Raw genomic sequence first — 12760 nt, forward strand, 5'->3', positions numbered from 1 at the left:
GAGAGTGTAGCGAGTTTAGTAATATAAGGTTTGAGATTAATGCTCACAAACAGCGAACTAACGATTAATCAGGGTTCTAATCTGAAATTGAAGCTGGGAGATAAACGATACAATCAGTTATCTCGGTTAGAATTTTTGCGGAATCGTACAGTTGGAAAGCCACTATATTTAGATATAGTGAAATCAATCTGAATTGATTCAGATGAGTTTCCCAAAATAAAAGTCAATAATCCACAGAAGAAGCAGGCAAATATTATTCCAATATATTGCTAGTGTATCTACTTGACTTGTTTGAGGTTATGCCGAATTAAAGGTTAACCCATCTACAGAATTTACTCAAATGAATGGTGTTGTTTAAAAACATTGCCAGTCAGTAATAAGCGTTAGCTTTTGATTGAAAGCTAATTTTGTCCTGTCTTTTATCTGAAAGGATAAAAAGCATGGTTGCTTGCTGGCATACATTAGGGTAAATCGCAATTATTACCGAAATCTCACAACTTTTTAATTGGAATAAGGGCAACAAAATGAATAAGGTTCAAGCATCATTTGAAGCTACTGAAGCTGCGTTTCACGTGCAAGGTTACGAAAAAATCGATTTTAGTCTTGTCTATGTGAACGGTGCATTTGATATTGAAAACAGAGAAATTGCAGATAGCTACGCAAAATTTGGTCGCTGTCTGACTGTAATTGATGCCAATGTTCATGAACTTTATGGCGATCAGATCAGGTCATATTTTAGACACTATGACATTGAACTGACAGTATTTCCAATCATCATTACAGAGCCAGCTAAAACCCTGGCAACTTTTGAGAAAATTATTGACGCTTTTTCGGATTTTGGCTTAGTTCGTAAAGAACCAGTCTTAGTTGTCGGTGGTGGTCTAGTTACTGATGTGGTTGGATTTGCTTGTGCTGCTTACCGTCGCAAGAGCAACTATATCCGCATTCCTACCACGTTGATTGGTTTAATCGATGCAGGTGTAGCGATTAAGGTAGCAGTTAATCATCGTAAAGAAAAAAATCGCTTGGGAGCATATCATGCACCTTTAAAAGTGATCCTCGATTTCTCATTTTTGAAAACCCTGCCAACGGCTCAAGTTCGTAATGGGATGGCAGAGTTGGTGAAAATTGCGGTAGTTTCTAACTCTGAAGTCTTTGAACTGCTATACGAATATGGCGAAGAACTGCTTTCCACTCACTTTGGACACGTGAATGCGACACCGGAAATTAAAGAGATTGCTCATAAAGTCAACTACGAGGCAATCAAAACTATGTTGGAGTTAGAAACTCCTAACTTGCATGAAATAGACCTCGATCGCGTCATTGCCTACGGTCACACTTGGAGTCCTACCTTGGAATTAGCACCTCAGATACCTCTATATCATGGTCATGCGGTCAATATAGATATGGCTTTGTCTGCAACCATTGCAGCACAACGGGGCTATATCACCACAGGAGAGCGCGATCGCATTCTAGACTTGATGAGTCGTATCGGTTTATCACTCGATCATCCTCTACTAGATGGGGATTTACTCTGGGATGCTACCCAATCTATAAGCTTGACACGAGATGGCAAAATACGTGCAGCTATGCCTTGTCCGATTGGTGAGTGCTTCTTTGCCAACGATCTAACTCGTGAAGAACTTGATGCTGCCCTAGCTGAACACAAACGTCTTTGTGCTAAATACCCTCGTGGCGGAAAAGGTGTTGACGCATACATTGAAAATCAAGAAGCCAAGCTAGTAGGGGTGTGAAAATATGACGAGTGTTTTAGGACGAGAAACAGCTAGACCGATAACGCCACACAGCATCTTAGTAGCCCAGCTACAGCAAACCCTCAAATTGGCGGAAGAGAACAACATTCCCGTAGAGATATTAGATTCTTTACGGCAGGGTGTTCAATTAGCGGCGGGTTTAGATCCCTACTTGGATGATTACACCACGCCCGAATCGAGCGCATTGACGACATTAGCGCAAAAAACTAGTAAAGAAGACTGGAGCAAACGCTTCAGCGATGGGGAAACAGTGCGTCAACTAGAGCAGGAAATGCTCTCAGGACATCTGGAAGGACAGACATTGAAAATGTTTGTTCATATCACCAAAGCAAAGCGCATTCTAGAAGTAGGAATGTTCACAGGGTATTCAGCTTTAGCAATGGCAGAAGCATTACCAAGTGATGGGCAACTTATCGGTTGCGAAGTAGATCCTTATGTTGCTGAATTTGCTCAAGCTTGCTTTAGTGAGTCTCTCCACGGTGACAAAATTGTTGTGGAAGTAGCACCTGCTCTAGAGACACTCCACAAGCTGGCTGCCAGAAATGAAGTATTCGATCTGATTTTCATTGATGCGGATAAAAAAGAGTATGTAGATTACTTCCAGACCATTTTGGATAGTAACTTACTGACTCCCGACGGGTTCATTTGTGTGGATAACACTTTGTTGCAGGGACAAGTTTACCTACCATCAGAACAGCGTACTGCCAACGGTGAAGCGATCGCTCAGTTCAACCGTGTTGTCGCTGCCGATCCTCGTGTAGAGCAAGTTCTGTTACCCATCCGAGATGGTATAACCCTGATTAGACGCGTTGTGTAATCGACACATGAGCAGAGAAGTCTGAGTCAAGGCTCAGACTTCAAAGGGATGAAGAAGATAAGAAGGAATAATTTCCGCTTGCTTCCTCATCTCTTCTCAAGCAATTTTTGCAATCGTAGTTGTTATATAAAAATACAACGGTACTTAGGAAAATGAATCATGCCAGTACTTCGTATCCTTCATTTAGTTGGATCTGCATACAATCATTTTTATTGTGAGTTGTCACGCAATTACGCCCAAAGCTGTCTGGTAGCTACGGCAAATCCATCGCTCTATGACTTTCTGATTGCATACATCACACTTGATGGCCAATGGCGATTTCCTTCCTCTCTCAGTCCAGAAGATATTGCTGTCGCTAAACCGATGCCTCTATCAGATGCCATACAGTTTATAACAGCGCAAAACATTGACCTGATGTTGCCACAAATGTTTTGTCTCCCTGGAATGACTGACTACCGGGCATTATTCGACTTGCTAAAGATCCCTTATATAGGCAATACTCCAGATGTGATGGCAATCACGGCCCACAAAGCCAGAACCAAAGCAATTGTCGCAGCAGCAGGGGTGAAAGTGCCTTCTGGAGAATTGCTTCGCCAAGGAGACGTTCCGACAATTACACCTCCAGTAGTCATCAAACCCGCAAATGCCGACAACTCTTTAGGAGTGTCCTTAGTCAAAGAAAAGAGTGAGTATGACGCTGCCTTGAAGAAAGCATTTGAATTTGCTTCGGAGGTAATTGTAGAAACATTCATTGAAGCCGGTCGAGAAGTCAGATGCGGCGCTATTGTCAAAGATGGGGAGCTAATCGGTTTACCCCTTGAAGAGTATCAGATAGACCCGCAAACTAGACCCATCCGCAGCTATACTGACAAATTCAAAATACCAATCGAGGGCGACTTGGCTTCAACTGCTAAAAATTATGTTCCAGGTTGGATTGTAGATATTAATGACCCGATAACCCAAAAGGTTCAGCAAGAAGTTAAGAAGTGTCATTTGGCTTTGGGCTGTCGCCATTATAGTTTATTTGACTTCCGGATCGACCCACAGGGACAACCTTGGTTCTTAGAAGCCGGGTTGTTTTGTATTTTTGACCACAACGCGGTGATTGCCTGTACGGCGAACGCAGCGGGAATTCCTTTAAATGAGTTATTTATGACGGCAATCAATGAAGCGTTGAGCGCGATCTAATGTCTAGCAAATCACCTTTTTAGCTTTCTTCTGACTTGGAATAGCAGAAGGTCTTCACTAGCGACAAGTAATAGAACTCGAATGTAGATTATTTGAGTCAACCAAGCATATATGATGTCACAATTACAACTATGAGGGAGAAGATTTTTGCAATATTCCAAAACTTGGGTACTCTTGCATTACTGGCGATCGCATTTCCCTTTAACTGCACCGTCGTACTAGCATTGCTACTGTGGAATTTTTTCAGCCGAGCGAATGCTAATCTTGTGGTTTTGAACGAGAATCCTAAAAATATCTTGATCGGTGGCGGTAAAATGACCAAAACCCTTCAGCTTGCGCGATCGTTTCACGCTGCTGGGCATCGAGTCATTTTATTCGATCTCAACAAATACTGGTTCAGTGGTTATCGATTTTCTAACTCTGTGGCTGGCTTTTACACAGTTCCTGACTCACACGAAGACAAAGACGGCTATACTCAAGCCGTGCGTGCGATCGCCAAAAAGGAAAACATAGACTTTTTTGTGCCGGTAGGCATTTTTGCTGCCAGCTACTTTGACTCGGAGCGCAAGCCAGTGTTATCAGGCTATTGTGAGAATTTCCACTTCGATGCTGATACAATGAGTATGCTCGATAACAAGTTTAGCTTTGCAGAAATTGCCCGCTCACTCTCGCTATCTGTCGCAAAAACCTTTTTAATTACAGATTCCGAACAAGTTCTTAAATTCGACTTTACCAACGAAAAGCGCAAGTACATTCTCAAAAGTATTGTCTATGACTCTGTTTTACGCTTGGATCTAACTAAGCTACCAATGGATTCTCCCGAAAAAATGGCGCTTCATGTCAAAAGCAAGCCAATTAGTAAAGATAAGCCTTGGGTATTGCAAGAGTTTATTCCTGGAACAGAATACTGTACTCACAGCACAGTGAGAAATGGTGAATTAACGGTACACTGCTGCTGCAAATCATCTGCTTTTCAAGTCAATTACGAAAACGTCGATCGCCCAGAAATTAAAGAGTGGGTGAGTCATTTTGTCAAAGAACTACAACTGACTGGACAAATTTCTTTTGACTTCATCCAGGCGGAAGATGGAACGGTTTATGCGATCGAGTGCAACGCCCGTACTCACTCTGCAATTACAATGTATTATAACCATCCAGGTTTAGCGGCTGCCTATCTTAGTAAAGAGCCTCCCGCTGAACCTCTGCAACCTCTGAGTAATAGTAAGCCTATTTATTGGCTTTATCACGAACTTTGGCGACTTAATGAAATTAGATCGTTAAAGCAGTTGCAAAAGTGGTTTAAAAATATTTGGCGAGGAAAGGATGCAATCTTTGAAGTAAACGACCCACTACCGTTCTTAATGGTACATCACTGGTACATTCCTTTACTATTACTCGATAGTTTGCGCTCCTTAAGAACTTGGGTGAGGATTGATTTTTGCATCGGGAAACTCATACAGTTTGGAGAAGACGTAAAATATAAAACCTCTATCTCTGCAACCCCTGAGTGATAATAAGCCTATTTATTGGCTTGCTCACGAACTTTGGAGATTTAATGAATTAAATCCTTAAAAAGGAAGCAAGGGCAGGATCGCATCTCCTTGTCTCTTTAACCTCTTCCTATGCACCAGCCACTGATTCCACTATCATGTCAAAATTCTAACTATGAGAAAGCATATTTTTGTAGTGTTCCAAAACTTGGGCACTCTTGTATTACTAGCGATCGCATTTCCCTTAAACTGCATCGTTGTCTTAACATCGCTACTATGGAACTTTGTTAAGCAACCATTCGGTAAGTCAATTGTTGTCAACCCCAATTCCAAAAATATCTTGATTGCTGGCGCGAGAATGACTAAAACCCTTCAGCTAGCGCGTTCATTTCATGCTGCTGGGCATCGGGTTATTATAATTGACATTGAGAAATTCTGGTCAAGTGGTAATAAATATTCTAACTCTGTTGCAGGCTTTTATACCGTTCCCGATCCAAGCAAAGACTTAGAAGGCTACGTTGAAAGCCTACACGCGATCGCCAAAACAGAAAAGATCGACTTTTTCATCCCGGTAGCGATTTTTTCCGTCATTCACTACGATCGAGGCCAGCCACCATTACCAGACTGTGTAGAGTTTTTCCACTTCGATGCTGATGTCACGGAAATCCTGGATGATAAGTTTGCCTTTGCTGAAACAGCGCGATCGTTCGGTTTATCTGTCCCCAAATCCTTCAAAATTACCGATCCCGCACAAGTCCTCAATTTCGACTTTTCTCAGGAGAAGCGCAAATACATTCTTAAAAGCATCCCCTACGATCAAATACGTCGCTTGAATCTCACCAAGCTACCTTGCGATACCAAATCAGAAACAGCGGCATTTGTCAATAGCTTGCCGATCAGTGAGAAAAACCCCTGGATTATGCAGGAATTTATCCCTGGAAAGGAATACTGCACTCACACTACCGCGCGAGATGGAGAGTCAAGAATGTACTGCTGCTGTGAGTCATCCGCCTTTCAAGTCAACTACGAAAACGTCGATCGGCTAGAAATTATGCAATGGGCGAGTCATTTTACCAAAAAACTGGGAAAAACCGGGCAACTTTCCTTTGACTTCATCGAGGCAGAAGACGGAACTGTTTACGCGATTGAGTGTAACCCCCGGACTCACTCCGCTATTACTATGTTTTACAATCATCCAGGAGTAGCGGATGCCTATCTTGGTAAAGAACCTCTGGCTGAATCTTTGCAGCCTCTTGCTGATAGTAAGCCAACCTATTGGCTGTACCACGAAGTTTGGCGGCTAAATGAGATTAGATCGTTTAAGCAACTACAAACTTGGGTAAGAAACATCAGACGGGGGAAAGAAGCAATTTTTGAGGTGAGCGATCCCTTACCCTTCCTGATGGTACATCACTGGCAGATTCCCTTACTCATTCTCGACAACTTACGAAGACTCAAAGGTTGGATAAGAATAGATTTTAATATGGGCGAGCTTATAGAGTGATACCAATCCGCATTCTAAAGCGTAATATTTGACATTCAAATTGCATATTGGATATGTAAAACAGATTTCTCAAAATTTTACCCTAACTACCCAAATCTTTTTTAACAATCAGTGGGACAAGTGATGCTAATCGGAATACACTAGATACAATAAATACTTCGGTTATGCCAAAAGACCCAGCAAATTGAGTGATGAAGCCACCGATAGTTGCTCCGAAAGCACCACTTGCTCCAGCAACAGCTGCGGCGATCGCTTAACTATTTGATCTAACGTTTGTAAACCAAGAAACCCGCGATCGCATCCAAAAGTGCTTCAGGCTCATCTGCGCGGATCAAATGACTGCTATTCTCAAAAATTCTCAAATCTGCATTAGGAATTGCCTGAGCAATTTCTTCAGAAAATTCTGGGGCGCAAATCCAGTCATGCCGACCTGCAATAACTAAAGTAGGTGCGGTAATTTTGTGTAACTGGTCAAGAATATTGTAGTTGCGGAGGAAACCGCCAAAAGCAACATTAATCGCATCAACTGAGAGAATATTTCGCTGCCAAGCAATGCCTGATGTGGTGGGATTATATCTTAGCGAATACATTGATCCCAACACTTGAAAATACTGTCTTAGCTGTTCTTCATTTTCAAAGTTTCCATCCCAAAGTCGTTGAGCGCTTGTTTTTTGTTCTTCAGTTCCCTTCGATGCGAGGATTTCCTTAGCCCGTTCTAAAAAGCCACTATGGGCTGCCGTGGCAATCACAATCAGATGAGAGACATTCTGAGGATAGCGGACTGCATAAGTCAGAGCCACCATACCACCGTAAGAACCGCCAATCACAACGATTTTGTCCAGACCAAGGTGTTGGCGCAACGCTTCCATATCTTCAACATTATTGTCTAGAGTATAGGTTTCTTTAGGCCCACGTGCAGACCTTCCTTGACCGCGATGGTCAAAATAGACTAGTTGAAGTTTTTGGCTTAAAGTCGAGAAGGTTGGTTTGAAGGAAGTATGATCCGCACCAGGTCCCCCGTGAATTAGAAAGGCGACAGGTTTAGAGCAGATGCTCGCGCCATCCACTACTAATGCAGAACCTTCCACATCAAAGAAAATCTCTGTATCTCTTATTTTCGCTCGCATTTTCGGGATTGTATAAAATTACGTGATTTACGCCTAATTATGAATGAGGTTAGCGCAGCAAGACGTAGCCCATTATGAATTAGTAATTATTTGGTTAGGAATAAGAATTAAATAACATACAATTTATGTCCCTGGTTTACCTCACCCTCAATCCCTCTCCTTATAAAAGAGAGGGAAGGTAGAGACAGGATGAAGTTTTGCATCTTATTTAATCCACGTTCCTTAGCTATCTCTCAAGCATTTTTTCTTAATCAATTCATAATTTACCAATCTAGCGATCTAGTAACCAAAAAAACTGGTAAAACATCACAGATTACCACTTGTAACTGACTGTTACCAACAACTGCGCCGTTTTCGACTACTACCAAGTTAAATGCAGAAATAATTTTCTCTGTTGGAAGTGTATTTGGTGGGGATAGAGCGCTAGATTCCGATCGCTGGAGAAGAATTTCCTGTGGGTACAGCTAGAGAGGCTGCAAGAGCTAACGAGTATACAGCATCGGGTGGACGAAGGCTTCAGGACAACGCAATTTTCAGCGCGAGAACCGCTATATTTGCACAAGCTCCCTTAATAGCACTTGGAGCAAATACCAACTTTACAGGTACTAAATCAGAAAAATGTATAGACAACTACAATACTTGCTACCAACTAGGTGGTAAATTTTACGACTGATAAAGAGATAAAAAGCGATGAACTTAACACCCAGTGAGTTAGAACGCTATCACCGCCAAATGATGCTTCCCAATTTTGGAGAAGCAGGACAAAAGCGCTTGAAGTCTGCAACGGTTTTGGTTACAGGTGTAGGGGGATTAGGCGGTACATCAGCACTTTATTTGGCAGTAGCAGGTGTTGGGCGGCTAATTCTAGTTCGGGGTGGTGACTTACGGCTAGATGATCTGAATCGTCAGGTTCTGATGACAAATGATTGGGTTGGTAAGCCAAGAGTATTCAAAGCCAGAGAAACTCTGCAAGCTATTAATCCTGATATTCGGGTGGAAGCAGTTCATGATTACGTTACAAAGGAGAATGTAGACTCTTTAGTGCAATCTGCTGATATAGCTGTTGATTGCGCCCACAATTTCACAGAGCGGAACTTGCTCAATGAGGCTTGCGTGCGCTGGCAAAAACCAATGGTGGAAGCTGCAATGGACGGAATGGAAGCTTACCTGACGACGATTATTCCTGGTGTCACTCCTTGTCTATCATGCTTGTTCCCAGAAAAGCCAGATTGGAATCAGCGTGGGTTCTCGGTTATCGGTGCTGTTTCTGGGACACTAGCTTGTCTTAGTGCATTAGAGGTAATAAAGTTGATTACTAAGTTTAGCCAACCCTTATTATCACAACTGCTGACAATCGACTTGATGCGAATGGAATTTGCCAAACGACATTCTTATCGCGATCCTTCATGTCTGGTGTGTGGTAGCAGTTCTTGCTCGGAAAATTCGTAAATAGTTGGATAATCGTAGCGATCGCTCTATGAGCAGATCGCCACAACTTATCTACTCATATCGAGCTATTCTGTAGCAATTATGACATCTGACGCTTTAATCACAGCGATCGCTTGTTTTCCCTCTTGAAGTTGGAGATGCTCTACCGACTCCTTGGTAATAATTGCAGTTACTTCCACCCCAGGCACAATTTCTAATATCACCTCAGAGTTGACTGCTCCTGGGTGAATTTTCTTAATAGTTCCTTTTAAGGAATTACGAGCGCTAACTTCCATATTTTGATTCTCCCAACTTATAAGATAATTCTGAACTGATTAATACTAACAACTATGAGATTGTTGGATTCTCCTCATTTAGTGAGATATCTTCAGCCTTACAGAAGAACTTAGATATCATACTGGTATTACAAGATCAACTCTTCGTTGTAGGCATCTTTAATCAGACGGGTTTTTAGAAATATTTTGGTTTCAAAGGAGAAGGAGGAGCAGATAATATGACAATATTTCTTACATTAGTAACATAACGACCTCCAGCTTTGTCACCTGGAACTACTAAACGAGCAAATCCTTCGTCTGTTAAAGGCACGACTTTACCATCATTACCTTTTTTTGCAAATGCAACTAGCACTGTTTTCCCTTCAAAGTTAGGTTGAATTTCACCAATAGCTACGACTGCACCATAGCAATCTGTGGCATCAACTAGAACATATTGCCTCAGAAAAGAGTTTTTAGAATTCACCCCAGAATTCCCAGGTTTTAGACCACCTCCGGCTTTCGGATTATTAATCAATTCCCATAGAGGAACTCCATAGTATGTTTCTGTTCGTGGCCCTGAGCCAGTTTGAAAGCTCACAGTGACTTCAGTAACTAATGCTGGATTTTGTTTTTTTAAAGCATCTTGTAAATTTCGCAGTTTTTGCAAGTTATAAGTGGCTGGATTATTGAGTTCTCCACCCAAGCGAAAACTTTGCGAAGAACCTCCAAGACACTTATTTTTATCCCAGACAGAAGGTGTTTTTTCTTCTTTTTCTGAGGGAAGACTACTTCTTGAGTCAGCTAAAGTAGGCTGCCATAAAACCAGTATCGATAGCATTAAAGACGCAATGGGTATCGTGCGGGTAAAACGCATAAAACATTTCTCCGTTTACTATTGAATATTGAAAAAACTAGATTGTTTTGCTCAAAGCTGTTTGCTTACCAAAAATTAGTATCGTTATCGCCAAAATTGAGCAATTTGACAATAGATTCTGTTAGATAAAAATAAAAACGGTTCTATCGTTAAACTTTTAACTCCTTACCAAACGCTACTAAATAGCTAGTTTTTAATATGATTTATTAAAAACTAATAAATCCTAACGCCAAAGTTAGCCACAAACCTCTTGTTAGATTTGCGTTTTTCCAAATGGATAAGTATATCTGTGTAATCTAATGAAGATAATACCAACTTATTGAGTAAAATACCAACTAATATAGTAATCAAACACGAACAAAATTAATTTTTATTTCTTTTTAAAATAGTTAAGCTTAATATTGTATAGAAACTAAGCTGTCGTTATTTACCTTATAAATAGGTAACTATCAAGTTAATAAACTCTTTATAAGTGAGACTCACCTGTAAATTGGAAAACTGTTCTAGTTATGGGGAAGGGTTGTAGTTGTCCCGACACTATAGTTTAAGCAAAACCATACAGCCACTAGACTATTCCGTGTATACAACCAATAGACCAAATAAATGCTACAATTCTTAGTGCAGTGAATAGAGCGATAGATGGCTATATCGCTCTATTTCATCAACTGCTTAAGAGCTTCGCAAAACGCCCACTTACTTCTGTTTTAAGTCTTGCCTAAGCCCTGTTCTTTCTGGCTCAACTCCTGCGTTTTAACAACTGCAATCTTAAGTATCAAACTAAGTTAAAAATGCCTACTGTGCCATTGTCATTTTGACTGCAATATCGCATGGTTTACCAAAGTACGGTGAACTTGTCACTAAAATATTTGGTTCTTCAGTACTTACTATGCTAAATTATTAGCTGCGAAGGTTAAAAAGTATAAAGAATTGCATAAAATATTTAGTAAAACTTTTGACATAATTGACTTAGGACGCAGATTCATTATTAACTGTAAGTACTAGAAAAGTATTTTTTGTCTATTTACAGTTATGAACAGGAAACAAAATATTAAAATACTAACAGAGCTTCTAGATTTAAAAGATGTGAAAGTTATATCACATCGCCTTCATGTCGGGATAGGAATGATTTTACAAATAGAATCAATAAAATCATACAGTACTTGTCCTCGCTGTGGTACAAAAAGCCATAGATTACATCAAAATCATCGATACATTGTTAAAGATTTACCTTTCGGTGAGAAACCAGTATTTTTAGAAATAAATAGAAGACAATTCAAATGCGAAGAATGTAAAAAACCCTTTAGTGAGAATTTAGATTTCGTGAGCCAGAAAAGAACTTATACAAAACGGCTGGCACACAAGATAATACAAGAGGTAGTAGAAAACGATATCCACAGTGTAGCTGATCAAGGGATAGTGACAACAGAAGAAATAGAAAGAATGTTAAAAGACGCTTCGCTTGAATTATCTGATGACAAACCTTCTCTGATAAAAAGACTTGGAATCGATGAGATAGCTCTGGTTAAGGGCAAGGGTAATTACTGCGCCGTACTAATAGATTTAGATACATCTAAGCTAGTAACTATTTTAAATGGGCGCACGCAAGAAGTAGTGAAGGAAACCCTTTTAGAATGGGGATATGAGGTCTTAGAACAAATTGAGGAAGTGAGTATAGATTTGTGGGTTGGTTATAAAAACGTTGTCACAGAATTAATGCCCAATGCTCAAGTAGTAGCAGATAGATTTCATGTAATGACACAGATTAATAAAGAATTAGATACACAGAGAAAACGAGAGAAACGGAGTCTAGAAGAATTAATTAAAAAAGCGCAATTATCAGCACAAAAAGCTGAATATGAAAAACTTTTATCGGGATTAAAAAATAGTAAGTACGTTTTACTTAAAAATGAGTCAGACTTAAATGAAGAGCAAATAAATAAACTTTCTGAAGTCAAGAATGTATCTCCTGTCTTAAAAGAAATGCATGAATTAAAAGAAAAATTTAGAAAGATTTTTAATAAGACAGATAATTGGTATCCGGGAGTTTTTAAACTCGGTATGTGGTTATCGAAAGCTAAAAAATATTTTCCCAAGAGTAACAATACTATTATCCGTTGGTTTGATGAGATAATTGCTTACTTTGATAATGGGACAAGTAGTGGTGCTGTGGAAGGTATTAATAACAAGATCAAGTTGATTAAACGTTCCGGTTATGGATTTAGAAACTTTGACAATTTCCGAGTTAGATGCTTATTGAATTGGCATTTTAACTATTAGTTAAG

At 40.2% G+C, this 12760-nt stretch carries 11 protein-coding genes; 8 read left to right on the forward strand and 3 right to left on the reverse strand.

The window, feature by feature from the left end:
- Positions 1 to 524 precede the first annotated feature (524 nt).
- The 5 genes from CDG76_RS28445 to CDG76_RS28465 all read left to right on the forward strand — a co-directional run bounded on the left by CDG76_RS28445 (position 525) and on the right by CDG76_RS28465 (position 6774).
- Positions 525 to 1754: a sedoheptulose 7-phosphate cyclase gene (locus CDG76_RS28445; RefSeq protein ID WP_094352213.1), complete on the forward strand. Its 1230-nt coding sequence runs from the start codon at positions 525 to 527 to the stop codon at positions 1752 to 1754.
- Between the two features lie 4 nt (positions 1755 to 1758).
- Positions 1759 to 2592, forward strand: a complete 834-nt coding sequence (locus CDG76_RS28450; protein WP_094352214.1) for an O-methyltransferase — start codon at positions 1759 to 1761, stop codon at positions 2590 to 2592.
- 159 nt (positions 2593 to 2751) lie between these two features.
- On the forward strand, positions 2752 to 3780 hold the full coding sequence (locus CDG76_RS28455; protein WP_094352215.1) for a D-alanine--D-alanine ligase family protein: 1029 nt from the start codon (positions 2752 to 2754) through the stop codon (positions 3778 to 3780).
- 131 nt (positions 3781 to 3911) lie between these two features.
- Positions 3912 to 5291: an ATP-grasp enzyme gene (locus CDG76_RS28460; protein ID WP_094352216.1), complete on the forward strand. Its 1380-nt coding sequence runs from the start codon at positions 3912 to 3914 to the stop codon at positions 5289 to 5291.
- 154 nt (positions 5292 to 5445) lie between these two features.
- Positions 5446 to 6774, forward strand: a complete 1329-nt coding sequence (locus CDG76_RS28465; RefSeq protein ID WP_094352217.1) for an ATP-grasp enzyme — start codon at positions 5446 to 5448, stop codon at positions 6772 to 6774.
- Between the two features lie 266 nt (positions 6775 to 7040).
- Here CDG76_RS28465 and CDG76_RS28470 read toward each other — a convergent pair whose 3' ends face one another.
- The gene (locus CDG76_RS28470) at positions 7041 to 7901 is read right to left on the reverse strand and encodes an alpha/beta fold hydrolase (protein ID WP_094352218.1); all 861 of its coding nucleotides are present in this window, start codon (positions 7899 to 7901) and stop codon (positions 7041 to 7043) included.
- 454 nt (positions 7902 to 8355) lie between these two features.
- Here CDG76_RS28470 and CDG76_RS38680 point away from each other — a divergent pair, with 454 nt between their 5' ends.
- Entirely contained in the window at positions 8356 to 8574 is a 219-nt protein-coding gene (locus CDG76_RS38680) for a hypothetical protein (protein ID WP_223265428.1), read from the forward strand.
- Positions 8575 to 8591: 17 nt separating this feature from the next.
- Positions 8592 to 9350: a HesA/MoeB/ThiF family protein gene (locus CDG76_RS28480; protein WP_094352219.1), complete on the forward strand. Its 759-nt coding sequence runs from the start codon at positions 8592 to 8594 to the stop codon at positions 9348 to 9350.
- A gap of 65 nt (positions 9351 to 9415) precedes the next feature.
- Here CDG76_RS28480 and CDG76_RS28485 read toward each other — a convergent pair whose 3' ends face one another.
- Positions 9416 to 9625, reverse strand: coding sequence for a TOBE domain-containing protein (locus tag CDG76_RS28485; RefSeq protein WP_094352220.1), 210 nt, complete (start codon positions 9623 to 9625; stop codon positions 9416 to 9418).
- Positions 9626 to 9800: 175 nt separating this feature from the next.
- Entirely contained in the window at positions 9801 to 10478 is a 678-nt protein-coding gene (locus tag CDG76_RS28490) for a hypothetical protein (RefSeq protein WP_094352221.1), read from the reverse strand.
- Positions 10479 to 11507: 1029 nt separating this feature from the next.
- Between CDG76_RS28490 and CDG76_RS28495 the strand changes: the two genes are divergently transcribed.
- Complete coding sequence (locus CDG76_RS28495) at positions 11508 to 12755, forward strand: ISL3 family transposase (protein ID WP_442946355.1); 1248 nt, start codon at positions 11508 to 11510, stop codon at positions 12753 to 12755.
- Positions 12756 to 12760: the final 5 nt, after the last annotated feature.

Source organism: Nostoc sp. 'Peltigera membranacea cyanobiont' 210A (assembly GCF_002246015.1).
Taxonomy (GTDB): Bacteria; Cyanobacteriota; Cyanobacteriia; order Cyanobacteriales; family Nostocaceae; genus Nostoc.

Bases quoted from the DNA above. Each gene is read 5' to 3' on its own strand.
- CDG76_RS28445 (WP_094352213.1), top strand. From the start codon at position 525: ATGAATAAGGTTCAAGCATCATTTGAAGCTACTGAAGCTGCGTTTCAC.
- CDG76_RS28450 (WP_094352214.1), top strand. From the start codon at position 1,759: ATGACGAGTGTTTTAGGACGAGAAACAGCTAGACCGATAACGCCACAC.
- CDG76_RS28455 (WP_094352215.1), top strand. From the start codon at position 2,752: ATGCCAGTACTTCGTATCCTTCATTTAGTTGGATCTGCATACAATCAT.
- CDG76_RS28460 (WP_094352216.1), top strand. From the start codon at position 3,912: ATGAGGGAGAAGATTTTTGCAATATTCCAAAACTTGGGTACTCTTGCA.
- CDG76_RS28465 (WP_094352217.1), top strand. From the start codon at position 5,446: ATGAGAAAGCATATTTTTGTAGTGTTCCAAAACTTGGGCACTCTTGTA.
- CDG76_RS28470 (WP_094352218.1), bottom strand. From the start codon at position 7,901: ATGCGAGCGAAAATAAGAGATACAGAGATTTTCTTTGATGTGGAAGGT.
- CDG76_RS28480 (WP_094352219.1), top strand. From the start codon at position 8,592: ATGAACTTAACACCCAGTGAGTTAGAACGCTATCACCGCCAAATGATG.
- CDG76_RS28485 (WP_094352220.1), bottom strand. From the start codon at position 9,625: ATGGAAGTTAGCGCTCGTAATTCCTTAAAAGGAACTATTAAGAAAATT.
- CDG76_RS28490 (WP_094352221.1), bottom strand. From the start codon at position 10,478: ATGCGTTTTACCCGCACGATACCCATTGCGTCTTTAATGCTATCGATA.
- CDG76_RS28495 (WP_442946355.1), top strand. From the start codon at position 11,508: ATGAACAGGAAACAAAATATTAAAATACTAACAGAGCTTCTAGATTTA.